The following is a 25,708-nucleotide window of genomic DNA, read 5'->3' as shown; positions in this document are numbered from 1 at the left end:
AAGAAATAAAATCAATGTATCTTATATATTGTTATATTCAAATATATAAATATATAAATATATATAAAAGGGAGATAAGGTAAATAATGTTTGGAAAACTTCTTATCGATGAAAGGTTTCAACATTACAATTGGAAGTCTTTGCAAAAGGACCTCATTTCAGGTATTATTGTTGGAATTATTGCAATCCCTTTAGGCATGGCTTTTGCGATCGCATCTGGAGTGAAACCTGAGTATGGTATTTATACAACAATCATTGCAGGGATTCTCATATCACTTTTTGGTGGTTCCAAGTTCCAAATTGGTGGGCCAACTGGTGCGTTCATTCCGATCCTTTTCGGCATTGTCATTACCTATGGTTATGAAAACCTGCTAATTGCCGGATTCATGGCCGGAGTTATCCTAATCTTAATGGGAATATTCAAACTCGGATCACTCATTAAATATATTCCCCGCCCTGTAACAATAGGGTTTACAACTGGTATTGCCGTAACAATTTTTACTGGACAAATTACCAATTTCCTAGGCCTTACAGGAATTGAGCAAAAGGAATACTTCCATGAAAATATGGCGGAAATCTTTGTACATTTAAATACAGTTAATTTATACAGCATCATTACAGCCGTCATCTGCTTAGTTACCATTTTACTTACACCAAAACTATTCCCTAAGGTACCTGGACCCTTAATTGGCTTGTTGATCTCGACTTTTGTTGCAGCCATTCTCTATCCTGGTGAAGTTGCGACAATTGGTACTGCTTATGGTGAAATTCCAAACTCATTGCCGCAGATTTCATTTCCTGAGGTTGATTTAGCAACAATCGGTAAACTCCTTGGACCAGCTTTTGTGATAGCCCTATTAGGTGGTATAGAATCTTTACTGTCTGCGGTTGTAGCGGATGGAATGTCAAATAGCCGCCATAATAGTAATAAAGAACTTATCGGTCAAGGGATCGCCAATGTAATTACACCACTGTTTGGTGGAATTCCAGCTACTGGAGCCATCGCAAGAACTGCTACAAATATTAAAAGCGGAGCCGTTTCACCTTTATCAGGGGTGATTCATGGGATCGTTGTTTTAATTGTACTAATGGTATTTGCACCATACGCCTCCCATATTCCACTGGCAAGTCTAGCTCCTGTTCTAATGATTGTTGCCTGGAATATGAGCGAGAGATATGTGTTTTCATATATTTTAAAAACAAAAACATCTGATTCACTCGTATTAGTTGTCACATTTCTATTGACCGTTCTTGTTGATTTAACTACCGCTGTACAAGTAGGCCTGCTGCTCGCTGTGGTTCTTTTCACAAAAAGAATGGTGGATTCACAAGTCGTGGAAAGAGCGTTGCCTAACTTAAATACAGTCAATCAAAAGATTGAAACACAAATGGTTGCCGATGGGCATGACTGCCCACAAATCACCATATATAATATTGAGGGACCTTTATTCTTTGGGGTAGCGCAATCGTTTCAACAAACGGTCATGAATACAATCAATCATCAGCCAAAGGTTCTTCTATTACGAATGGGAAAAGTACCATTTATTGATATTACCGGAGAGGCTCATTTAGCCAGTATCGTTAAAAACTTTTCAAAACACGGAACGGTCCTGATATCGGGCTTAAATGAACAACCAAAAGAGATGTTAAAGAAAACTGGTTTATATGATATCATAGGTGAAGAGAAATTTTTCCAAAATACTGGTCATGCTATTCAATACTCCCTCAACCTACTGGATACAACCAAATGTAAAAGCTGCAAACACTTTGCTTTTAGTGAGTGTAAAGATCTTTCTAGCACGAAAGAATTGGTACTTGAAGGTAAAAAGGGATATACTTCAATTAGTCAATATTAGGACGTTCAATATTAGACGTCCATCTCTTAAGGAGTTGGATATATGAATCTGGAATTGCAACAATTTAAAGCAGAATTTTTCAAAGCTCTTGCCCATCCACTGAGAATTAAAATATTAGAAGTACTGACACAAGGTGAATTTGGTGTTAATGAAATTCAAAATGCAATAGGCAGTGAAGGGTCTACTGTTTCTCAACAATTAATGGTATTAAGAAATAAAAATATTGTTGTTGGTACTAAAAATGGAAATCGTGTCATTTATTCTTTACGTGATCCATTAATTATTGATTTGCTTGCTGTTGCGAAACAGATATTTAACAACCATCTTATCGACACCATTGAAATACTAGATAAGTTCCAAGATGATGAAGATGATGTGAAAGAAACAACAGATGAATTGTCTTAAAGAAAAAGGATGTGTGGGCTTGGCCGTACATCCTTTTTCTTCTATTATATAATGTTACTCAATCATTACTAAACATATTAAAGAAACCACCGATCCCGCCCTCACCTTTTGAGGACCCTCCCCCTTGTGGAGCAGCAGCAAACACACGGCTTGCTAATCGGCTAAATGGCAGCGATTGAACCCAAACGGAACCCGGGCCGCGGAGTGTCGCAAAAAACAGCCCTTCTCCACCAAATAAAGCAGTTTTAATCCCTTTAACCATTTCGATATTATAGTTTACGTCACTTGTCATTGCAACTAAGCATCCCGTATCTACACGAAGAACTTCTCCTGGTGAAAGGTCTTTTTTAATAATTGTTCCGCCTGCATGAACAAAGGATAGACCGTCCCCTTCAAGCTTTTGCATAATAAAGCCCTCACCACCAAAGAAACCCACTCCAACTTTTCGTTGAAACTCAATTCCAACCGATACTCCCTTGGCTGCTGCAAGAAATGCATCTTTCTGACAAATAATTTTCCCATCGAGCTCACTTAAATCCATCGGGATGATTTTTCCTGGGTATGGTGAGGCAAAGGATACGTGCTTTTTGCTACTGTGGTCTTCATTTGTAAAAGTCGTCATAAACAGACTTTCACCTGTAACCACTCTTTTCCCGGCGCTAATAAGCTTACCCATAAATCCGCCACTAGCATTGGAGCCATCCCCAAAGACCGTTTCCATTTTAATACCGTCTTCCATCATCATCAACCCGCCAGCCTCTGCAATGACGGTCTCGCCTGGATCTAATTCCACTTCAACAAACTGCATGTCGTCTCCATGAATCTTGTAATCAATTTCATGATTATTCATATGGTTTTCCTCCGTTTCGATTCAACCTATTATAAAGTGAAACTTCCACCAATGAGGGCGTTCACCCCTCTGAATTCGCCTGCCGAATTCGCACCAGACTCTTTCATGCTCGCCTGATAAATTCCTAAATAGAGCCGCGGCATTCTCAGGAGGTTTAACTTATTCAGCCAAGCTGAGCCCCTCTTATAGAAGTGGGTCCTTCTATACCTGTCGTAATTATTGGTACAAAAAGCTCTGCTGAATGAAGTTAGATCTATAACCATTGTACGGAAGGCTATTCTCCCTTTCAATCTCATTGTGGATATTTTTGTAAATTATTTGTTAATTACACTTTCGATTGCTTTTATTCTTTTCCTTATCAGCCTTAAGTCTCACATTAAATACGCTTTAAGTTCATTTCTGAAAAGCCGAATTGAATTTAGAATGGATCTAGTAAAGGAAGGGATAAAACACTTTTTATATTTGTATTTTTAAATATTTGTAAAATTTAAATTAAGTCAAATAATTACAAAATTCTCCGTTAAGTTGTGCTATGATTTTAAGCAGTGTTCAATTAGTGCTAAGGAAGGGGATTTGTTCATGTCATTTTTTACAAAATGGGCTTTTAGTAATAAAGCCGCAGTTTCATTAATGACGATTCTAATTTTAGTTATTGGTGTTGTCAGCTATTTTAGACTCCCGATGGAATTTTTGCCTAGTGCTGATAACCCTCAGGTTACGATTATTTCCATGGGACAAGGCACAGACTCAAAGACAATGGAAAATGAAGTTACCGAACCTATTGAAAGGGCTGTTGCAGGGATTGACGGAAAAACATCTGTTATTTCTACAACAGGTGATGGTTTTTCAAAGGTGGATTTATTCTTTGAAGCCGGCTCTGATATGAAACAAGCAAAATTAGACGTACAAGAAGCTCTAAATTCTACCAACCTGCCGCAATACATATCCAAACCGATCGTTTCTCAACTTAATACTTCTATGATTCCGATCGCAAACATTGCGGTCACTTTCTCCGATGGATTAACAACCGAAAATATAGAATTTATGCAAGAAACAATTAAGCCTTTATATGATGATATCAAGGGGGTAGCAAACGTTGATATATACGGGGCTACAGATTCTGTTGTTTCTGTAAAAATTAATAATGATGAATTAGCAGAAAAACAAGTTCCTCTTCAAACTATTATGAGTGTATTACAAGGACAAAATACTGCCTTAGCTATTGGCGAAAAAGTGATTGATGGAAAAACAAGTAATATCAAAGTGATTGGGGACTTATCTAGCATTGATGCTTTAAAGAGTCTTACGATTGCCCCTGATGTGAAACTTGGAGATATTGCATCTGTCGAAGAAACAAGTGATGCTAATTTCATTAGCCGTTTTAATGGAAAAGAAGGTTTAGATATCAGCATTACGAAGGACAGTAATTCAAATGCTGTAGACGTGAGTAAAGAAGTAGAACGGCTAACTGATGAAATCAACGAGAAATACGATCTACAAGAATCAACTATTTATGTTTCCTCTGCCGATCTAGTAGAGAATTCAGTCCACACCATGATTAAAGAAGTGCTTCTTGGCGCCTTTTTCGCAACCATTGTCATTATGCTGTTTTTACGAAATATACGGTCTACCTTTATTACCATTATTTCTATACCACTTTCACTTTGCTTAACATTATTCTTATTATCGCTGTCTGGAGTCACTTTGAACATTTTAACACTAGGTGGAGTAGCCGTAGCTGTCGGTCGTCTTGTTGATGATTCAATCGTTGTTATTGAAAACATCTTCCGTAAAATGCAAAAAGAGAAGCTTTCAGTAGGAATGATCATTGATGCCACAAAACAAGTCGGTGTAGCGATTACAGCCTCCACTTTAACAACGGTTGCCGTCTTTTTACCAATGAGTTTATTAAATGGTGGCTTACAGGAATTTCTTTTACCATTTGCTTTAACAGTTACTTACTCATTGCTTGCATCTTTACTTGTTGCTCTAACTGTTGTTCCACTAATGAGTGCAGGGTTACTGAAAAACACAAAACTGGGCGAACCTAAACCAGCGGTCCGTTTTCCTAAAATGGTGACTTGGTCTTTAAACCATAAATGGATTGTATTCACGATTTCGATTTTACTTTTTGCTGGATCGATTGTAACCTACTTCGCAATTCCAAAGGGTGCAGTTGACAATTCTTCCGCTGACTATGTGGTAGCTACACTAAGTTATCCAAACGAAACACCTATTGAAACCGTAAAAGAAAATGCAATCGAACTTGAAGCTTCTATTAGCGATATGGATGAGGTGAAAGATCTCTTCATGCAGGTTGGTTCTCCTTCAGAAGCTGCGCAATACGGGTGGGTTGGATCGCCGACAGAAGCAAGCTTCAGTATTTTACTAAGTAACAAAAAGGATACAGATAAGGTCATTGAAGAAATCGAGAAGAAAAAAGATCAATATTCTGATGCTACATTAGAAGTAACAGCTGCTTCGTTCATGATGGGTGGTTCAAGTACGAACATTACGATTGACGTTATTGGTGATGATCTTGCTAAACTTGAAGAAGTAGCGGGTACAATTAAAGAAAAGGTTGTAGAGATTGATGGTGTTGAAAAGGTTACGACAAACCAGGATGAAAAGAAAACCGTCTATTCTTTAGTAGTTGATCCGACAAAAGGAAATACTGAACAAGTGGCTGGACAGTTAGCTGTTATGTTAAATAAAACCCCAATTGGTACCGTCAACCTGAATGACCGACAAACACCAGTTATCTTAGAACCAGTACTAGATACAAAAACACCGGAGGATATTAAAAATATTCCTGTAATGACCGATACGGGAATGGTTCCTGTTTCACAGGTTGCCACACTTGAGAGCGAAAGCCGTTCTACAACCCAATTTCATAAAGATGGAGAACCTTATCTTCAGGTAACGGCATCCGTTGATCCTGTAAAGCTTTCCGAAATAACTACGAAGGTAAATGCAGCTATATTTGGTGATCAGGCTAATAATAAAGGGATCGATATTCCCAAAGATATTGAAGTAGCGATCGGAGGAGCAAGCACCCAACAGGCTGAAGATTTTACCGACTTATTCTTAATCATGCTCGTCTCGATTGGGGTTGTCTTTTTAATCATGGTCATTACATTCAAATCCATAAGAGCACCCATTGCAATTATTTGCTCCCTCCCACTCGCAGCAATCGGAGCGATCTTAGGAATTGTAATTAGCAGAATTTCAGTCGATATTACAGCCCTGCTAGGTGCATTAATGCTAATCGGTATTGTTGTTACTAATGCAATTGTTTTATTAGACCGCGTCAGACAGAATGAACAAAAAATGATTATTCGTGATGCGATTGTTGAGGCAGCAGCGACAAGATTAAGGCCAATCCTTATGACAGCTATTGCAACCATATGTGCAATGCTCCCGCTTTTACTTAAACAAACAGAAACCGGTAGCCTCGTCTCACAAAGTCTAGCGATCGTTGTCATTGGTGGTTTGGCAATGGCAACAATGTTAACCTTAATTGTTATTCCTTGTGTTTATGAACTGCTGTATTTCAGGAAGTCGAAAAAGCAACGAATGGCTGCAAATATTGAAAATGAAATTACGATGTAGCAAAAAAACGGGCTTCGGCTCGTTTTTTTTCATTTTGAACAAACATATGAATCCCCTTCCTCACTTTGATACAATTATGTTCTTTGTTAAACTAGGTAAAACAACTTTTTGGGAGTGTCTAGATATGAAACCATTACCACTTAACTTTTATCAAAAGTCAACATTGGAACTGGCTAAAAGTCTATTAGGTTGTCTTCTTGTTAAAGAAACAGATGAAGGTACTGCTGCAGGTTATATAGTTGAAACTGAGGCCTATATGGGACCGGAGGATCGGGCAGCCCATAGTTTTGGGAACCGGAGGACGAAACGAACGGAAATTATGTTTCATGAGCCTGGTCTTGTCTATACATACCAAATGCATACCCATACATTAGTCAACGTAGTCAGCGGTGCAATTGAAAAGCCGGAAGCGGTCCTCATTAGAGCAATTGAACCAAAAGTTGGAATTGATTTAATGCAAAGAAGGCGTAATTTACCCAATCTAATAAATTTAACGAACGGTCCTGGAAAACTTTCAAAAGCCCTTGGTATTACAATGGAAGATTACGGACATTCATTCATAACTCCGCCGCTTTATATTGCTTCTGGAATCATTCCAGCAGATATTTCTACAAGCCCTAGAATAGGCATTGAAAATACTGGTGAAGCCAAAGATTACCCATGGCGTTTTTTCATTGAAGGGAATCCCTATGTTTCCCGTACCCGGAAAAAACAAAGCTTTTAGAGAAAAACCTCTAAAAGCCTTGTTTACCCTAATATAATCATTATTTTATCTATATATCTACTCAAAAATGGATCTCCCCACTTTCTACCAATCAAAAAACCTACCAAATTTTTATATCTAGTGCTAAAATAATTAAAAGTTCAAAAATTCACTTAGAATTTTTTTGTTAAAAGAAAGCGAGGGAATTAGATTGACAGAATTACGTAGTAGTATGATCACCCAAGGTGTCGATCGTGCGCCGCATCGTAGTTTGCTTCGAGCAGCCGGCGTTAAAGAGGAGGATTTCGGTAAACCGTTTATCGCGGTTTGTAACTCATATATTGATATTGTTCCAGGACACGTTCACCTACAAGAATTTGGAAAAATCGTGAAAGAAGCAATCCGTGAAGCGGGTGGCGTACCTTTCGAATTTAATACAATTGGTGTAGATGATGGAATTGCAATGGGCCATATCGGTATGCGCTACTCATTACCAAGCCGTGAAATTATTGCTGATTCAATTGAAACAGTTGTTTCAGCACACTGGTTTGATGGAATGGTATGTATTCCAAACTGTGACAAAATTACACCTGGAATGATGATGGCGGCCCTTCGTGTGAATATTCCTACAATATTTGTCAGCGGTGGCCCAATGATGGCTGGTACTGATGCTGCAGGTAACGCACTTGACTTAACTTCCGTTTTTGAAGGCGTGGGAGCCTATCAAGCTGGTAACATTTCAGCTGAAAGATTACAAGAAATCGAACAAGTTGCCTGCCCAACATGTGGATCATGTTCTGGTATGTTTACAGCAAACTCTATGAACTGTTTAGCAGAGGGATTAGGACTAGCACTACCAGGCAACGGTACGATTCTAGCAGTTGCACCAGAGCGTCGTGAATTTGTGAAAAAATCAGCAAAACAATTGATGGAGCTTATTAAAAAAGATATTAAGCCTCGTGATATCGTAACAATTGATGCAATCGATAATGCATTTGCATTGGACATGGCTATGGGTGGTTCAACAAACACGGTTCTTCACACTCTTGCATTAGCAAATGAAGCTGAAATTGATTACCCGATCGAACGTATCAATGAAGTAGCAGAACGCGTACCACATCTTGCAAAAATCGCTCCTGCTTCAGACTATCACATTGAAGATGTTCATAGAGCCGGTGGCGTAAGTGCGATCATTAATGAGGTATTGAAAAAGCCAGGTGCTATGCATGGAGACTGCTTAACTGTATCAGGTAAAACATTACGCGAAAATGTTGAAGGCGCTGAAATTCAGGACACAGATGTCATCCGTCCATTAGATAATCCACACGATGAGCGTGGAGGACTAGCTGTATTATTTGGAAATCTCGCTCCTCAAGGTTCAATTATTAAAGTCGGTGCCGTTGATGAATCAGTTGGTGGTTACCACAGAGGACCAGCAATCTGCTTTGATTCTCAAGAAGATGCTCTTTCTGGAATTATCACTGGTAAAGTTGAAGAAGGACATGTTGTCGTTATCCGTTATGAAGGTCCTAAAGGCGGTCCGGGAATGCCAGAAATGCTTGCTCCAACTTCACAAATTGTTGGTCGTGGCTTAGGTGCTAAAGTTGGATTAATTACAGATGGTCGTTTCTCAGGTGCCTCTCGCGGAATTTCAATTGGCCATATCTCTCCTGAAGCGGCTGAAGGCGGTCCAATCGCATTCGTTCAAGACGGTGATATCATTGAATTAGATATGAACAACCGTAAGATTACCCTTGAAGTTTCTGATGAAGAAATGGAAAAACGTAAGGCAAATTGGAAAGGCTTTGAACCGAAAGTGAAAAAAGGTTACTTAGCTCGTTATTCTAAACTTGTAACGAATGCAAGTTCAGGCGGAGTAATGAAAATCTAATATTGGAATGAACCTCTCTCTTGAGAGGTTCATTTTTTATGTACAACTGGTTAATTACTTTGTTACAATAACTATAATCTCACGCAGACTCCCACACCATGTACTCCTTTTCTAAATTCCTTATTTAAACTAGTCTAATCTTAATGAACAATAGAAATAATTAAATTGGATATAGTAGACTCGACTATATATGATTTCAAGGAGATGATTGTTTGAAAAATACGGCCGTGCGAATTACAACCATCATCGCAGTTTTGCTCTCTTTTTTGTGGCTGTTTGGATTTGCTTGGACGATTCAGGACTCCAGTTTTGGACAGGCTGAAGGGATTGAAGAAAATCAGTCGGCATCTGAATTGGAGCAAAAGGAAAATTTAGATTTAACAGTCTTGGCTCTAGGAGATTCCTTGACAAGAGGTACTGGGGATGAAACAGGAGAAGGTTATGTTGGTCTTGTAACTAAGCAATTAAAAGAGGAACTAGACAATGTGTTCGTCCAAAACCTGGGCATTAACGGCCAAACATCCACCCAATTACTCCAGCAACTAAGTGAAAAAAATGTCGTAGATCAAATACAACAAGCAGATGTTATTTTAATGACAATTGGAGGTAATGACCTTTTCCAAGGCGGAGACACTCTTGTCGATTTAAACGTTGAAAAAATTAAAGGGCTGCAGGATCAATATATACAAAACCTCGAACAAATTTTCTCAACGATTCGGACTCATAATGAACAAGCAACGATTTTTATACTTGGTCTTTATAATCCATTTATTGAGCTGGATTCAACAAAAGTTACGAACGATGTCGTCCGTGGATGGAATTATGCGACAGAAGCTCTGACTGGAAAGTTTGAAAACATCGTGTTTGTTCCAACCTTTGATTTATTTCAGTTGTCGGTGAACGACTATTTATATACGGATTATTTCCATCCAAACCAAGCCGGGTATGAACTAATTGGCGAAAGATTAGCCCCGCTAATTACTTGGGAAAAGGAAGTCGAAAGCAATGAATGATATAACTCTTTCTGTTAAAAATTTACGCAAAACTATCGGCCGGAAGGAAATTATTAAAGGCTTAAATTTTGAGTTAAGAAGAGGAGAAGTATTTGGCTTTCTTGGACCAAATGGAGCTGGAAAAACAACAACAATCCGGATGCTAACAGGACTTATAAAGCCGACAAAAGGAACGATTTCGATCTGTGGATACGATGTGCGAAAAGACTTTACGAATGCGATGCAACATTTAGGTTGCATTGTTGAGAATCCAGAACTGTATCCCTTTCTGTCTGGTTGGAATAACCTTTTACACTTTGCCAATATGCTGCAAAACGTAACAGAGAAGGATATAAAAGAAACGGTTGATTTTGTGGGGCTTGATAAACGAATTCACGATAAAGTAAAAACTTATTCTCTAGGCATGCGCCAAAGACTTGGCATTGCTCAAGCGCTGCTGAATCGTCCACAAGTCTTGATTTTAGATGAGCCTACGAATGGTCTTGATCCTGCAGGGATACGGGAGATGCGTGAATTCATCCGAAACCTGGCAGAGAGCGAAGGATTAAGTGTCCTCGTCTCTAGTCATCTGTTAAGTGAAATTCAACTTCTATGCGACCGTGTCGCTATTATGAAAAATGGCGAGATTATTCAAGTCGATTCTGTAGAAAACTTACTGACTAAACAGGAAAGGATTGTTTGGCGAGTTTCTCCCTTATCAACGGGTAAACAAATTTTGGAAAGGTACACAGATGTTATCGTCGATGGTGAAACCCTCATTACTTCATACCATGAAAAAAAAGCAGCGGAATGGAGCAAGACACTGATCGAAGAAGGAGTTTCTATCTTTGAAATGAATCGTAAAGTTCTTGTCCTTGAGGAACTATTTTTACAGCTGACAGGTGGTGAGAGCCATGATTAAGCTGGTACAAAATGAAATGATGAAACTGATGGCACGAAGAAGATTTATTGTTATCGCGATTATCGTTTCCGTTCTCGTTGGTTTATTTACATATGCACAATTTAAGGAAACGTTAGAACAACAAGAAAAGCTTGGCTCAACTAATTGGCGGGTTGCTGTACAGACTCGAATTATCGATCTTACGAATCGCTTGAGTTCCAATCGAATGTCAGATGAACAGCGTGAGAGATTTCAAATAACACTACAGCAACAACAATATTATTTGGATCATGACATTAATCCAGCAGAACCAGGCGCGCCAACTTTTGTTCGAATGTTCATTGAGAACGCTGGACCCATGTTTATTCCATTACTGGTCATGGTTATTGCTAGCGATCTAGTTTCTTCGGAACATACATTAGGGTCAATCAAACTACTGCTAACAAGGCCTGTCCAACGATGGCGAATTCTCCTGAGCAAGTATATTACTTTAATTATGGCGGTCTCGCTCATCGTTGCCATTGTAGGCGTCCTCTCCTTTCTTATTTCAGGGCTAGTGTTCGGATATAAAGGATTGAACGCACCCGTGATTACAGGGTTCACTGCTGCAAATGGAGAATTAGACTTATCGAATGTAAGGATGATTAGCCAATGGGAATTTCTCCTAATGGACTTTGGCCTTGTTTGGTTTGTCGCTGTTGTAGTCGGAACACTTTCATTTATGATTTCAGTGTTAATCCGCAGCACAGCCGCTGGCATGGGGATTATGCTTGCTGCGTTAATTTCAGGTTCAATTTTAAGTTCAATGGTCTCTTCCTGGGATTCTGCCAAATACTTATTTATGGTGAACTTGAACTTAACTGGTTATTTAAATGGAACTGCCCCACCTGTTGAAGGCATGACATTACAATTCTCCATTATAATCTTAGCTGTTTGGTGGCTAATAGGACTTGCTGGCTCCTTCCTTGTTTTTACAAGACAGGATGTTTATTAAATAGCAAAGATTTCCACCCTGTTGAATAACATCATTCCTTCCATATATTTGGAGTCCAGTTTATATAAGATTGGGCTCCATTTTTTATGATGACAAACTGCCTATTATTCTAAAAGGAATGGGCAATATCCATAATTTATGGTAATCTTTCTGCATGGACTTTTTTATTGAACATATAATGGATTAGGACAACCTAATCTTTGGCAATAGATTATAGCTAAAGTATTTACATAGTAATGGAGGTTCGTAATGGAAAACTGGATAACACAATTTATGGAGCAATATGGCTATTTAGGCGTATTCCTCATGATTGCTTTGGAAAATGTCTTCCCCCCGATTCCATCAGAGGTTGTTCTTACTTTTGGTGGCTTTATGACGACCTATACGAGTATGACTGTAACAGGTGTAGTAATTGCTTCAACAGCAGGATCGGTTGTTGGAGCTGTCATTTTATATGGGATTGGGCTGTTACTTGATGTGGAACGTTTGGAAAAAATTATCGACCGATACGGTCATGTTTTACGGATAACAAAAGAAGATATTTATAAAGCTGATGCATGGTTCGATAAATACGGAATTTGGACTGTATTATTTTGTCGGATGATCCCATTGATTCGCAGCTTGATTTCCATTCCGGCTGGGATGTCAAACATGAAATTTGGATTATTCCTTATTTTCACCACGATTGGAACGTTAATTTGGAATATTATTCTCGTTTCTGTTGGTGCTACATTAGGGGAAAACTGGGCTTCCATTTTAAGCTTCATGGATGTTTACTCTAACTTTGCCTATGCGATTATTGGCATGGGGATCATTATTTTCCTATTCTACTTTTTTAGCAAAAAAAGAAAGAAATCTTAATAATTTAGTGAGGAGAACTTTATACAATGGATTTTATTGAAATATTAAAAGCCATTATCTTAGGGATCGTTGAAGGATTAACCGAATTTGCTCCTGTTTCCTCTACCGGTCATATGATTATTGTTGATGATTTATGGTTGCAATCAGAAGAGTTTCTAGGAAAGTATCCGGCAAATACCTTTAAGGTAATGATTCAACTTGGATCGATTTTGGCTTCTGTCATTGTTTTTAAAGATCGGTTTATCGATATTCTTGGCTTAAATCGCGTTTTCCATAAAGAGCGTAAACAAGAGCCTGGAGAAGGCCGCTTTACACTGCTTCATGTGATTGTAGGACTCATTCCAGCTGGTATTCTTGGTGTGCTATTTGAAGATTATATTGATGAGTACCTGTTTTCTACGGAAACCGTAGCAATCGGATTGGTTCTAGGTGCTATTCTAATGATTTATGCTGATATTCAGAGTAAAAAACACCCTCCTACGGTTCATAGCCTAGATGGGCTAACATATAAGCATGCGATGATTGTAGGCTTAATACAATGTTTCTCATTATGGCCCGGATTCTCGCGGTCTGGTGCAACCATTTCAGGTGGGGTGATAACTGGCTTAAATCACCGTGTCGCCTCTGATTTTACTTTTATTATGGCTGTGCCAATTATGGCCGGTGCTAGCTTCATTTCACTAGTTAAAAACCTAGAGTATTTTAGTATGGATGCTTTACCGTTTTTCATTGCTGGTTTTATAAGCGCGTTTATTTTTGCTTTAATTTCGATTCGTTTCTTCTTGAAGTTGATTAATAAAATTAAACTCGTCCCATTTGCGATTTATCGGATCATTGTGGCTTTGTTGATCTTTATTATATATTTGTAAAATCTAAGGTGGTTCTCCCTTGCAGAACCGTCTTTTTATTGTGGCTTTTTCCAGAAGAAAGGGGATAGGTGCAATTCGAGTGGAGTTTGGTGCAATTAACCGCAGTTTTGGTGCAATTAACTCCGATTTTGGTGCAATTAACCTCGATTCTAGTGCAATTATTCCGATTTTGATGTAAGATCGAAAGTCTTACATTTAACTTACCTCTTATAGTAAGAGTGATGGTCCCCTTTCCTATGAAAGCACCTAGTTTTATCACTAAAAATAACCCCAGTTTCAAAAACTGGGGCCATTTGTATTAATCTTATAGATATGGACTTTCGTGTTTTGCTTTTAATTGGTTCCAACGGCGTTCTACTTCGTTTTCAAACTCTTTTAATAGCTCGCTGTTTTCTTCTGTTAACATATGTTTTGTTTTACCCATATGTTTCAGCCAATCACGCACTTCAACCTTTTTCTTTTTAGCTTCTGGATCATGAGTAATCGTTGTAATTCCTTTTTCCACTTCATATAGCGGGAAGAAATTACAGTTAACAGCAGCACCTACAATTTCTTGACCTAATGTTTCATTAGACTTCCAGTTCAACGGACAAGCAATTAGGATTTTACCATAAACCAATCCTACATTGTTTGCATACCATTGTGCTTTAGCAGCCTTTTTCAATAGGTCACGGTCAAATGCTTCTGAGCCAGTGAACACATAAGGAATATGTGTTGCAGCCATAATTTGAGCGGTGTCCTTATGGTGGAACGTTTTACCTTGTTGTTCCGGTCCAACCCCAGATGTACTTGTCATATGGCCAAGTGGAGTTGAATAAGATAATTGGCTTCCTGTATTCATGTAACCTTCATTATCATATTCAAGGATAATCATTTTGTGGTTACGTAAAGCTGTACCAATTGCAGGTCCCATACCAATATCCATACCACCGTCACCAGTAACCATAACGAATGTAAAGTCATCGCTTAGGCCTAATTCTTCAAATTCACCACGGCGTTTTCTTTCATGGAACATTTCAACAAGTCCAGATAGAGTAGCGGCACCGTTTTGGAATAAGTTATGAATATAAGTTGCTTTATGTGAACTGTAAGGATATCCAGTTGTAACAATCATCCCACAGCCAGTATGGAATAGAGCAACAATGTCTCCTTCGATTCCTTTAAAGAATAATTCGAGTCCGGAGAAAATTCCACAACCAGGACATGCTCCATGACCGGAAGAAATACGTTTTGGTTTCTTCGTTAATGCACGTAGTGGTGGAATCTTAACTTTTAATTCGCCGGTTTCTTCATCAGGTGTTACAGTGATAAGACCTGTACGAACATCTTCTTTTTTCAACGGTTCTACACGACGTTTTGGTGCAAATTCAGGATTACCAGGAGTATGTCCAAAATAATCAAATGGAACTTCTACTTTTTCAGCCTCTACTGCATCAATCGCTAATTGGAAGAACTGTTCTGCATCATCTGCATAAAAGTCTTTACCACCTAAACCATAAACACGGTTGATTACTTTAATATCCGTATTTCCATATGTGTGTAGTGCTGCTTTTACTTCAAGTGCCATATTTCCACCGTGTGCACCGTATGAATCTCCACGGTCACCCACTGTAATGGCTTTTACATTTTTCAATGCTTCTGCAATTTGCTTTTGAGGGAATGGGCGAAGGATATTTGGAGAAATAACCCCTGCTTTAATCCCTTTTGCACGTAATTGATCGACAACGTCCTTACATACTTCAGTAGCGGAGTTTAACATAAATACAGCTACTTCAGCATCCTCCATTTTATATAGATCTAGAATTGGATATTCACGACCTGTTAATTCAGCATATTCTTTTGAAATTCTTTCAAATACTTTCTCTGCATTATACATGGCTTGAGATTGTTGATAACGGTTATTAATCGTATCAGGCTCATTCATATATGCACCGATTGATACTGGGTTATCACGATCTAATGCATGCGGATAGTTCGTTGGAACTGGGCCAATAAATTTCCGAATTTCATCATTGTCTTTAACCACTTGTACACGTCTCTTTTGGTGAGAAGTGAAGTAACCATCATAAGAAACAATAACCGGTAAGCGAACTTCAGGATCTTCTGCTAGTTTAATGGCCATGATATTCATATCGTATACAACTTGCGGGTCACGAGCCATTAAGATTGGCCAGCCAATATTTAAAGCAAAGTAAAGGTCGGAGTGATCCCCATGGATATTTAACGGACCTGATACAGAGCGGTTAACCAAGTTCAGAACCATTGGCATACGAGTTCCTGATTGAACCGGCAATTGCTCGATCATATATAAGAAACCATTTGCACTAGTTGCGTTGAATACACGGCCGCCACCAGTAGCTGCGCCATAACAAATCCCTGCAGAACCATGCTCACCATCAGCAGCAATTAATTTAATATCGTGCTGTCCTCTTGCTTTCATTCCATCAAGGAATTGAGCTACTTCTGTTGAAGGGGATATTGGGTAGTACCCCATAATATGATAATTAATTTGGTGGGCCGCATAGGCCGCCATTTCATTTCCTGATTCAAATACGATTGCTTGTTCAACTGAGCCTTCTGATAGCCCTGCTTTTTCTTTATCAATAATGATCTCTTTTGACATGACGTATTCACCTTTCACTATAGATTATTTTACAAGTTCAAATAGATGTGGCACTCGGTTTGCTTCTGCATAACCATCGTTTGTTTCAACTTCACTTGATAATGCATCTGTTGGGCAGGCATGTACACATTTTAAGCAGCCTTTGCAATATTGATAATCAATTCCTTGAAGGAACATTTGTGGACGGCCCCTTTTATCGGCTCCTTCTTCCCACACAAAACAAAAGTCAGGACACGCTGTATCACAAGCAGCGCAATGAATGCAGCTGTCTGCATGGTAATGCGGCAGCATCCCTGCACGGGAAATACTTAAATCTTTGAAAATACTATTACCTGGATCGATAACAAGTCCACCCATTGGCTGTGTTTCATAACCAAGAACCGGTTCTTCACGAACAAATGGTTTTGATGCTGCATCTGGACTTGACTCAATTGTTTTAAACTCAACCTCGTTATACCCTCTATCAAATGTACGAATGTTAGATTCTACTAGATGAGGATATTTCTTTTCAAATGTACGGCGAATGGTGTCTCTCATGGAATCTGCATCTAGGAAATCTAGAATACGGTAGAGTGCCCCTAACATTGCCGTATTAACCTTTGTTTTTTCTTCTAATGCAATTTTTGTAGCGTCTACGACGGCCATAACTCCGCCATCTACTCCCATTAATTCCTTCAGCTCTTGAGGTGATTTCTTAGAGTTTACTAGAATCGTACTATCTGGATAAGTACCGCTTGTACAATCTAATGTTTTATAAAGCTCATCATGGAAAATTGCCACTACATGCGGACGCTCAACAGGTGTAGTATCCCGAATATTTGTATAAGGTTCACAAAAACGAATATGACCTTTTACTGGCGATCCCTTTTTCTCAGAACCATAAGATGAAAAACTAAGACCATTAAATCCGTTTCCAACAACACCAGCTTCTGAAAGTAATTTTCCAGCTAAGTTTGCACCTAAGCCTCCGATTGATTCGAGGCGAATTTCAAAAAATCCTAATTCATTTACTTTGGGTAACCTTGTCAAAGTAATTCCTCCGTTCTAAACAGTATATTTGTCGATAAAGTGAGAAATTTGTAATAAACAGCTAAAATTTAGAATATTCATCAAATATTATTTTTATTGTAACAACATCTAAAAATTAGTACAACAGTTTTTTATTAAATGCATTAAGTTTATTTTTCTATTAAAAGTTTTTTAAATAGAAAAGCAAGATATCCAAAATAAAATCAAATATATCGGCTTTATTCCTACCATTACAAAGTTATTTAGCGGACTAACCATTTTAAACAAACTTTTTATAAAACAGAAAAATTTCTTAGCTAGGACAGTTTGATTTCAAGATATCATGCAATATTATGTAACAAAAAACCCCTGGAAATTAGGGGGTTTTTGTCTATTATTCTGATAAAATTCGTTTTTGCCCTTCTAATTCACGAATGCCCTTGACATTTTGTGTAAATTCAAGTGTGCCTAAATAATTTCCTTCTTCATCTCGAACAGCAAAATAACGAATATAGACAAACATACCTTTTACAGGGATCCAGAAATCTTCAGTATCTTTTACCCCTGCTTTAAAATCTTTTAATAACTTTTCAACTACATGAACACTTTGAGGGGGATGACAGTTTTGAACCGTGCGTCCAATCACTGCTTTCGTTCTCGCAAAGATTCGATCAGGTCCATGTGAGAAGTAACGTACTACATCATTCTTATCAATAAAAGTAAGGTCAACTGGTAAGTGATTCATGATGCATTCTAATTGTTTAATTGATAGAATCCCTGTATCAAATCGAATAAATCCATCTTCTGGTTTGACCTCTTCCTTTGTCTCTTCAATTGCTAATGGATGGCGTTCCGGCTTCCATACTCCAGATGGGGCAGTTAAGCAAAAACCAATTTCTTCACTTTCTGCAGCAATTTTTATCCATTCATCTTCAGTTAATGTCTCAAGAGCCATTGGAAATAAAATATTTTCCTCTTTAAAAATCATTTCCGTTACTTCTTTAATGACTAGTTCTAAATCAGCAATTATCTCTTCTTTATTTCCATGATATTCTATTAAATTATTTTTTGTCTCTTTAATGGCGAGGCGAATCGCATCATCAACGCCCCACATTACTTTAGTGGGACCATCAATTCCATACTTCTCAAGGAATGGGAAGAGAAGGTTTTCTTTTCTTGAATAATGTTTATCTAAATCCATTAACAGATTTAAATCTTCTAATAGCTTAAAACGATTTTCATCAGAATCATCTTTTTCAAAACGTTCTTTATGAAGTTGAAGCTTGAAGTTAACGAGCATGTCGAATTCTTTATTTTCTACTTTCCATGTATGAATAGGGTGTCCTGGTTCATCTTCTGGCCTTTCTGAACGATGAATTTCTTCAATCGACCCCTTAAATATCGCTGCATGAACGGAACATAAACGTTGCACCTCTTCAACTGGAATCCCCTCTTCGACCATTAAGTCATGTTCCATTTGTGAGATTTCCGCAACTGTTACATCCCCAACCGCTTCCTCAAATTTCGCCTTTACCTCATCAACATCTTTTCCTGCGTGAAGTTCTTTAATGATTTCCTTTAACATTTGTTGACGTTCATTTTTCGTTTCTGTAAAGCTTTCACGATTATTAATTAGTTCGCTCATGTATTTCTCCCCCTTAAAGGTCGATTAATGTTTGACCGTATATCCATTCTTCTCAAAGTTTTCAATGATCGTAGAGAGTTCCATGTTTTGCATGCGGGCCCCTTTTGGGATCGTCATTACCCGTCCTGCAGTTTGTAGCATTCCTTGTCTGGTAATTCTTTCAAAACCTAGTTCTTTCATAATTTCTATAATAAAAGGGTCTTCTGTACATAATTCATAAACACTTTTTGTCATATCAACCATCTTTTTCATTTAAACCCACCTCTTATAATGAGACTTAGGTTGTCTGATTCATTCCTAAGTTGAGAATGATTATCATACTTGAAGTATAGTGTTTTATGAAATTAACAATGTGATATTAATCACTATTGTTCACAATAAATTGCATCCTTTTTGTGAACAAAATGCTTAAGGCTCAGTTCTATCGCTATTTGGACATGCATAGATATATATGGAGTGTAAGGATGATTTTAAAGGAGTAGGAGACCGTGAGAAAAATACTTCCCCTCTTTGGTTTTATTATTGTAATTATGATGATGATTTATTTAGATTCGCCTTATTCACTACTAAATAAGGAGTACGTTGAAGTAACAAGTATTCCGAATGAAGTTATTCTAGCAAAAGTAGAAGCGTTGGAAGAAGTATCGGAAACGGTATCTTCTGATTCCAAAGAGAATGAAGGCGCTGAAAATCTAGAGGAAGTCGAAAAAGCCTTTGCAGATTATACGTTAGAAATGCTTTTAGAGGAAAAAACAGTTGATGGGGATTATATCATTGAGGAATATCGTGAATACGAAGTGTATCGAGGTCTAGATGGAGAGATTATTAAATCGGTTCCAACCTCCAACTTTGATTATTTGCGTTATTATAATAAACAATGAAAACAAGGCTGTCTCACTTGTGTACGATCTCTCCAGGGTCTTCTTTGACCCTAGATAGATCGTTAAAGTATGTAACACATCTGAGACAGCCTCTATCCTCTCATTGATTATATAAAAGCGCTTGAGCAATCCCGACAAAATACTCCGATTCACGAATAATATGGTCGATAACTACTTTAGCCGTTGGATTTGCGCTTACGGCTACACTTTCTGTTTTTATTAGTTGACAAAGCTTAATAAACTCCAAGCTTTGTTGTAAGCAAAAGGTAACCAATTGCAGTACCTGTTGATAGAGTGCATTTGTGAGCTGGTAGCCTGATCGAATAACAGATTCAATAAAACGAATCACTTGTTTATGTGTTTCACTTAAAGCTCGTTCCCACTCATGTAATGCATTCACATACTCTGTTTCTAGATCAGGGGTCAACTCTCTAATGACAACCGTATGTTCTTCCTCCTGATGCTTCCAAAACTCAGCCTCATCTAAAATCCTTAACGGCATTTGTCCACCGTAATAAAATTGCAAAGCAGATCCCTCCCTTTTTCTATTCATAAGAATATATGGGAGGGAACAAGTATTTATGATTTTTACTGGGGTTTAAAGGGATCTACTAGATGTCATAGGCACCATTAGCATTTCATTGTTTAATATACTTATGGACTTATCCCTACTACTATATTACTATAAAAATAGTAATCCATAATTTCGATAGGAGTTATAGCAATGTATATAGAAATTGACAAAAAGGATAAGCGTCCGCTTTGGTTACAGATTGTTGACCATGTTATTGAATATATCGAGGAAGGACAACTCTCACCAGGTGATCCATTAGTACCTACTCGTCAACTGGCTCGTGAATTATCGATTTCTAGATCCAGTGTGCAAATTGCTTATGAAGAGCTGCAATCACGGGGCTATGTAACTACATCCAGACGTGGCGGAACAAGGGTCTGTGATATCATGGGAGATCATGTATCAGCTGATACCCAGGACGATCCTCCTGTTATTCCAAGTAATCCTCTATTAGAGGATAAGTCGAGGCAAGCGGAACACTGGCCTGATATGAAAGCAGAAGAAAAGGCAGAAATTGATTTCCGTCTCCATGCCCCATTTATTGATTCTACTTTCCAAAAGGCTTGGCGGCAGGCATCCAATACTGCTTTGAAGGAGAACAGCTTATTTGATTGGGGCTACAGCTCATCATATGGGCTGTATTCTGTAAGAGAACAAATTTCTCGTTATCTAGCAATTGAAAGGGGAATCCATGTAGAACCCGACCAAATTTTGTTGACACTAGGTGCTAGACAAACTATGGATATTATTGCACAAGCTCTGCTTCAAGAAGGAGATTTAGTCTCCGTTGAGGATCCTGGATTTCCAGTTGCTTGGTCCTCCATGCAATATCGCAAAATGGAAATTGAACCGGTTCCTGTTGACCAACAAGGAATTTGTGTTGACCAAATTTCACCACACACTAAAATGATCTTTACCACACCATCCCATCAATTCCCTACCGGTGTATTAATGTCAGCTAATCGCAGGCAAGAATTAATTCAATTTGCCCGCCAAAATCAAACGTGGATTATTGAAGATGACTATGATGGAGAATTCCGTTACCGTGGTGGTCCAATACCGAGTTTATACTCACAAATGCCGACAAATATTTTGTATTTCCTAAGCTTTACCAAGCTTCTGGCTCCTGGAATTCGTTTAGCAGCAGTTATTGGTCCCAAGGAAGCAATAGAGAGATTGGCAAAGGTACAGGAATTTGTGTGCCGCCATATTCCGATTATGGAACAACTCACACTAGGACAATTTTTTGAAACAGGTGAGTTATTAAAACACGTTCGACGTATGCGTTCGATTTACAGTAAACGCCATCGTGATATTATTCAAACATTAAACACATCTAGCTTATCACAAGAATTTCAAATACAAGGAACCGACTCAGGACTTCATGTTCTTTTAGAAGCGAATGAAGGCTTTGATGAGTATAAAGCCGTTCAAACTGCATTAAGAGCTGGCGTTGGCGTTTTCCCTCTCAGTCCTTATTGTTTAAATAGTAACCGAAGAGGTTTATTACTGGGATTTGCTCACCTAGAATCACACCAGATCATTGAAGGGGTTGAGCGTTTGGCTAAAGCTTTAAATTAATTCATTTTTTGCTTTTACATCTCTAAAATAATTTTCAATCAAACGTTTGATTAACAAACATAACCCGCCAGGCATAGCATGGCGGGTCTACTTATATTAATACATAACAACCTGTACTTTTATATCCTTGAAAATTCCTTACCAGCCGCGTTCCTGCATGCGATGTTCAGGAGCGATTGATGAGATCTCTAGCCCTTTCATTGGTTCACCTAATCCTTTTGAAAGCTCAGCTATTAGCTTATAATCTTGATAATGAGTCGTTGCTTTGACAATCGCTTTTGCAAATTTAGCCGGGTTGTCCGATTTGAAAATTCCAGAACCAACAAAGACCCCATCGGCACCTAATTGCATCATAAGCGCAGCATCAGCAGGTGTTGCTACTCCACCTGCAGCAAAGTTGGCAACAGGAAGCTTCCCATGCTCTTTAATTTGTAAAAGGACCTCATATGGAGCTCCAAGTATTTTTGCTTCGGTCATAATTTCATCTTCATTCATATGCACCAATTTACGAACTTGAGCATTTACCTTGCGCATATGTCGAACGGCTTCCACAATATTACCTGTTCCAGGCTCCCCTTTCGTACGAAGCATGGATGCCCCTTCACCAATTCGACGGGCGGCTTCACCTAGGTCACGACAACCACAAACAAATGGAACCGTAAAATCCTTTTTATTTAAATGAAATTCTTCATCCGCTGGTGTTAATACTTCGGATTCATCAAGATAGTCAACCCCTAAAGCTTCAAGGACTCTAGCTTCAACAATATGACCGATTCTAGCTTTTGCCATAACCGGGATACTTACCGCATTCATAACTTCCTCTATAATTGAGATATCTGCCATTCTAGCGACTCCGCCTGCTTTACGTATATCAGAAGGGACACGCTCCAACGCCATAACCGCAACTGCGCCTGCCTCTTCAGCAATTTTTGCTTGCTCAGCGTTTACGACATCCATAATTACGCCGCCCTTTTGTATCTCTACTCCACGCTTTTCTCTGTCTGTACTTGTTTGTAACATTCTTATTCCCCCAATTATTCTTTCTTCACTTAATTGTGTAAAAATAATATATCAGGAATATGGACTTTCCACTATATCCATAACTAAATAATAAATCAGTCCATATTTTTCAAAACAAAAACCTCTTTCAATAACCGAAAGAGGTTTAACCTTGTACATTTCCTTTTTTCAATTGCTTCTCTAATTCCTCGCCTAATGCTAGATTCCTACTTGGAATGGCCAGTTTAACACCTTCTTGCTCAAGGATCTCCATAATTTTAAAATTAATTTCTTCCTTCACTTTTACATAATCAACATATTCTGTTGTTATGGTAAAGAAATTAAGAGAGATTCCATATCCATTTTCTTGATATTGGTCAAAAGAGACTGTAATCGCATCTTGATGAATCCCTGGGTCATTCATCAACAATTCCCTGATTTTATTAACGACCCGTCCTAATTGTTCTTTTGAAGTATTGTATAAAATATTTAATTGAAAATTGACTTGTCTTTTTTCCATTTTACTCACGTTAGTAATCGTATCATTTGATAATGTCGCATTTGGCACGGTCACAACAGCATCTGCTGCTGTTCGAACTCTTGTACTACGAAAAGTGATTTCCTCAACGGTCCCCTCGACTGCAGGCGTTTTAATCCAATCACCAATCGTAAACGGCTTTTCTGTAATAATGATAAAGCCACCAAACAAATTTGCGATTGCATCTTTGGCAGCTAAGGAAATCGCAAGGCCTCCAATGCCAAGCCCCGCTACAAAGCTTGACACATTGTAATCAAACTCTTGAGCAACAATACTAATTGTGATTAAAACAATAATGACTCTTAAAATTCTTGAAATAAATGGAATTAGTATTTTATCAATTTCAAGACTGTATCTATTAGTAAGCTTGTCGAAAATATTGGAAGTAGACGCTGTTAAGTTGTATAATCCCCAGCTAATGATAATGACAACCCCTGAGCGCACGATATCTAAAAACAGTATATTATTATGATCCAATATTGAAGAATAGCGTACAGCAACATACAATCCAATTACAACAAATAACCATTGAACAGGTCTTTCAAAAGCTGTAAAAATTGATGTTAACACCGTTGTTTTTATCTTGTCGCTAAACCTTAATAGTAAATTAAACACATATTTTGCAAATAGCTTCCTTAACACTAAAAATAAAAGGAAGATCCCAATCGCAATAGCTGTCTCTGTTAAATACTCTGAAATAAATATCTCATATGTCATCACAGATTCACCTCAAAATAAAAACTATCCTTTATCATACCCTAATAAGTAATCACGCTATAGAAATCCGTTAAAATAAAGTCTAAGGCCCAATCTATTTCTCCAAGAAAGTAGATTGGGCCTTTTACATTTTAAGACCAAATACTAATTGAGACTGTCTTATTTCACTTTTTCAAGTTCAGCAAGGAAGTTGTCGTTAAGGATTTTGATAAAGGTTCCTTTCATTCCTAGTGAACGAGATTCAATAACACTTGCACTTTCTAGCTTTCTAAGAGCATTTACGATAACAGATCGAGTAATTCCCACGCGGTCGGCTATTTTAGATGCAACGAGCAAACCTTCATTTCCATTTAGCTCTTCAAAAATATGCTCTACTGCTTCTAACTCACTATAGGATAGCGAGCTGATTGCCATTTGTACAATAGTTTTACTGCGTGCCTCTTTTTCTGCCGCCTCTGAGCGCTCACGCATAATTTCAACCGCAACTACTGTTGCACTGTATTCCGTTAATAATAAATCATCATTATCAAACGCTTTATCAACACGGGATAAAATAAGTGTCCCTAATCTTTCCCCACCGCCAATAATTGGTACTAAAGTGGTCAGACCGTTCGCAAATAAGTCTTTATTTTCGCCATGGAATGCACTGTATTCACTATCAACATTTTCATTAGCAATTGTTTCATTAAGATCTAATAATGCTTTCTTATAAGACTCGGACGCCTCTCCGCTCTCTAATACTTGCTTCATGTGGTCACTTTCAATTTGGTAAGCAAGTGCATGGCCATGAATTTTACCGTCCGTACTGATGATAAAAACATTGGTATCAATGATTTCACTTAATAGCTCAGCCACATCTGTGAAGTTTACGGAAGTACCTCTTGTATTTTGTAACATTGTATTTATTCTTCTAACCTTCGCTAATAATTCCATAGTTTCCTCCTATAGTTAAAGTCATTTTCGACATCTTTTTTATTATTTAGGCTTAACTACCTTTAATGTTCTAAAATATATAACTTTTCTAATATCTATAATAACATCATAATTGATATTATACAATTTTCAACAAAATTCTACAAATTGTTACAAAATGTTAATAAATTCCCTAACTATTTTATGTTCATTTGATTTTTTTCTTGCAATTATCAGAATTCTATATTTTGTTAATTCCCGAATATTACTATAGAAAAAAAAACGTAGTCAAAAGA

General features: G+C 37.9%; 22 protein-coding genes. 13 read left to right on the top strand and 9 right to left on the bottom strand.

The window, feature by feature from the left end; translation table 11 throughout:
* Positions 1-86: 86 nt before the first annotated feature.
* Positions 87-1,856 carry a sulfate permease gene (gene sulP, locus R4Z10_RS01355; protein WP_338471454.1) on the top strand — a complete coding sequence of 590 codons (1,770 nt, stop codon included), beginning with the start codon at positions 87-89 and terminating at the stop codon, positions 1,854-1,856.
* Positions 1,857-1,898: 42 nt separating this feature from the next.
* A complete protein-coding gene (locus R4Z10_RS01350; RefSeq protein WP_338471453.1) occupies positions 1,899-2,261 on the top strand; it encodes a metalloregulator ArsR/SmtB family transcription factor in 363 nt (120 codons plus the stop codon).
* Positions 2,262-2,319: 58 nt separating this feature from the next.
* On the opposite strand, the gene R4Z10_RS01345 is transcribed toward R4Z10_RS01350, so the two are convergent.
* Positions 2,320-3,111, bottom strand: coding sequence for a TIGR00266 family protein (locus R4Z10_RS01345; RefSeq protein ID WP_338471452.1), 792 nt, complete (start codon positions 3,109-3,111; stop codon positions 2,320-2,322).
* Between the two features lie 579 nt (positions 3,112-3,690).
* On the opposite strand from R4Z10_RS01345, the gene R4Z10_RS01340 reads away from it, so the two are divergent.
* The 9 genes from R4Z10_RS01340 to R4Z10_RS01300 all read left to right on the top strand — a co-directional run bounded on the left by R4Z10_RS01340 (position 3,691) and on the right by R4Z10_RS01300 (position 14,112).
* Positions 3,691-6,723 (top strand): efflux RND transporter permease subunit, encoded by a 3,033-nt coding sequence (locus tag R4Z10_RS01340; protein ID WP_338471451.1) that lies wholly within the window; start codon positions 3,691-3,693, stop codon positions 6,721-6,723.
* Positions 6,724-6,847: 124 nt separating this feature from the next.
* The gene (locus R4Z10_RS01335) at positions 6,848-7,447 is read left to right on the top strand and encodes a DNA-3-methyladenine glycosylase (protein WP_338471450.1); all 600 of its coding nucleotides are present in this window, start codon (positions 6,848-6,850) and stop codon (positions 7,445-7,447) included.
* Positions 7,448-7,631: 184 nt separating this feature from the next.
* Entirely contained in the window at positions 7,632-9,317 is a 1,686-nt protein-coding gene (ilvD, locus tag R4Z10_RS01330) for a dihydroxy-acid dehydratase (RefSeq protein WP_338473136.1), read from the top strand.
* A 212-nt stretch (positions 9,318-9,529) separates the two neighbouring features.
* On the top strand, positions 9,530-10,330 hold the full coding sequence (locus R4Z10_RS01325; protein WP_338471449.1) for an SGNH/GDSL hydrolase family protein: 801 nt from the start codon (positions 9,530-9,532) through the stop codon (positions 10,328-10,330).
* Positions 10,323-11,231, top strand: coding sequence for an ABC transporter ATP-binding protein (locus R4Z10_RS01320; protein WP_338471448.1), 909 nt, complete (start codon positions 10,323-10,325; stop codon positions 11,229-11,231). The genes R4Z10_RS01325 and R4Z10_RS01320 overlap by 8 nt, the downstream gene beginning before the upstream one ends.
* On the top strand, positions 11,224-12,204 hold the full coding sequence (locus R4Z10_RS01315) for an ABC transporter permease (RefSeq protein WP_338471447.1): 981 nt from the start codon (positions 11,224-11,226) through the stop codon (positions 12,202-12,204). Before R4Z10_RS01320 ends, R4Z10_RS01315 begins: the two co-directional genes overlap by 8 nt.
* Positions 12,205-12,453: 249 nt before the next feature.
* Positions 12,454-13,065: a DedA family protein gene (locus R4Z10_RS01310; RefSeq protein ID WP_338471446.1), complete on the top strand. Its 612-nt coding sequence runs from the start codon at positions 12,454-12,456 to the stop codon at positions 13,063-13,065.
* Positions 13,066-13,091: 26 nt separating this feature from the next.
* A complete protein-coding gene (locus R4Z10_RS01305; RefSeq protein WP_338471445.1) occupies positions 13,092-13,934 on the top strand; it encodes an undecaprenyl-diphosphate phosphatase in 843 nt (280 codons plus the stop codon).
* Between the two features lie 19 nt (positions 13,935-13,953).
* Positions 13,954-14,112 (top strand): hypothetical protein, encoded by a 159-nt coding sequence (locus tag R4Z10_RS01300; RefSeq protein ID WP_338471444.1) that lies wholly within the window; start codon positions 13,954-13,956, stop codon positions 14,110-14,112.
* A 126-nt stretch (positions 14,113-14,238) separates the two neighbouring features.
* On the opposite strand, the gene R4Z10_RS01295 is transcribed toward R4Z10_RS01300, so the two are convergent.
* The 4 genes from R4Z10_RS01295 to R4Z10_RS01280 form a co-directional block, all read right to left on the bottom strand.
* Positions 14,239-16,557: a thiamine pyrophosphate-dependent enzyme gene (locus R4Z10_RS01295; RefSeq protein WP_338471443.1), complete on the bottom strand. Its 2,319-nt coding sequence runs from the start codon at positions 16,555-16,557 to the stop codon at positions 14,239-14,241.
* Positions 16,558-16,581: 24 nt separating this feature from the next.
* Positions 16,582-17,586: a 2-oxoacid:acceptor oxidoreductase family protein gene (locus R4Z10_RS01290; RefSeq protein ID WP_338471442.1), complete on the bottom strand. Its 1,005-nt coding sequence runs from the start codon at positions 17,584-17,586 to the stop codon at positions 16,582-16,584.
* Between the two features lie 373 nt (positions 17,587-17,959).
* Entirely contained in the window at positions 17,960-19,210 is a 1,251-nt protein-coding gene (locus tag R4Z10_RS01285; RefSeq protein WP_338471441.1) for a DUF438 domain-containing protein, read from the bottom strand.
* A 24-nt stretch (positions 19,211-19,234) separates the two neighbouring features.
* A complete protein-coding gene (locus R4Z10_RS01280; RefSeq protein WP_338471440.1) occupies positions 19,235-19,462 on the bottom strand; it encodes a DUF1858 domain-containing protein in 228 nt (75 codons plus the stop codon).
* 236 nt (positions 19,463-19,698) lie between these two features.
* Between R4Z10_RS01280 and R4Z10_RS01275 the strand changes: the two genes are divergently transcribed.
* Positions 19,699-20,091, top strand: coding sequence for a hypothetical protein (locus R4Z10_RS01275; protein WP_338471439.1), 393 nt, complete (start codon positions 19,699-19,701; stop codon positions 20,089-20,091).
* 100 nt (positions 20,092-20,191) lie between these two features.
* Here R4Z10_RS01275 and R4Z10_RS01270 read toward each other — a convergent pair whose 3' ends face one another.
* Positions 20,192-20,617, bottom strand: a complete 426-nt coding sequence (locus R4Z10_RS01270; RefSeq protein WP_338471438.1) for a DUF2935 domain-containing protein — start codon at positions 20,615-20,617, stop codon at positions 20,192-20,194.
* Between the two features lie 198 nt (positions 20,618-20,815).
* Here R4Z10_RS01270 and R4Z10_RS01265 point away from each other — a divergent pair, with 198 nt between their 5' ends.
* Positions 20,816-22,246, top strand: a complete 1,431-nt coding sequence (locus R4Z10_RS01265; RefSeq protein ID WP_338471437.1) for a PLP-dependent aminotransferase family protein — start codon at positions 20,816-20,818, stop codon at positions 22,244-22,246.
* Between the two features lie 138 nt (positions 22,247-22,384).
* Here R4Z10_RS01265 and pdxS read toward each other — a convergent pair whose 3' ends face one another.
* The 3 genes from pdxS to codY all read right to left on the bottom strand — a co-directional run bounded on the left by pdxS (position 22,385) and on the right by codY (position 25,433).
* Positions 22,385-23,266 (bottom strand): pyridoxal 5'-phosphate synthase lyase subunit PdxS, encoded by an 882-nt coding sequence (pdxS, locus tag R4Z10_RS01260; RefSeq protein ID WP_338471436.1) that lies wholly within the window; start codon positions 23,264-23,266, stop codon positions 22,385-22,387.
* A 145-nt stretch (positions 23,267-23,411) separates the two neighbouring features.
* Entirely contained in the window at positions 23,412-24,500 is a 1,089-nt protein-coding gene (locus R4Z10_RS01255) for a mechanosensitive ion channel family protein (RefSeq protein WP_338471435.1), read from the bottom strand.
* A gap of 159 nt (positions 24,501-24,659) precedes the next feature.
* A complete protein-coding gene (codY, locus tag R4Z10_RS01250; protein ID WP_338471434.1) occupies positions 24,660-25,433 on the bottom strand; it encodes a GTP-sensing pleiotropic transcriptional regulator CodY in 774 nt (257 codons plus the stop codon).
* Positions 25,434-25,708: the final 275 nt, after the last annotated feature.

It is taken from the genome of Niallia sp. XMNu-256, from assembly GCF_036670015.1.
Lineage (GTDB): Bacteria > Bacillota > Bacilli > Bacillales > Cytobacillaceae > Bacillus_BD.
Note: the sequence above shows the minus strand (reverse complement) of the source record. Positions and strands in the feature narration are given on the sequence as shown.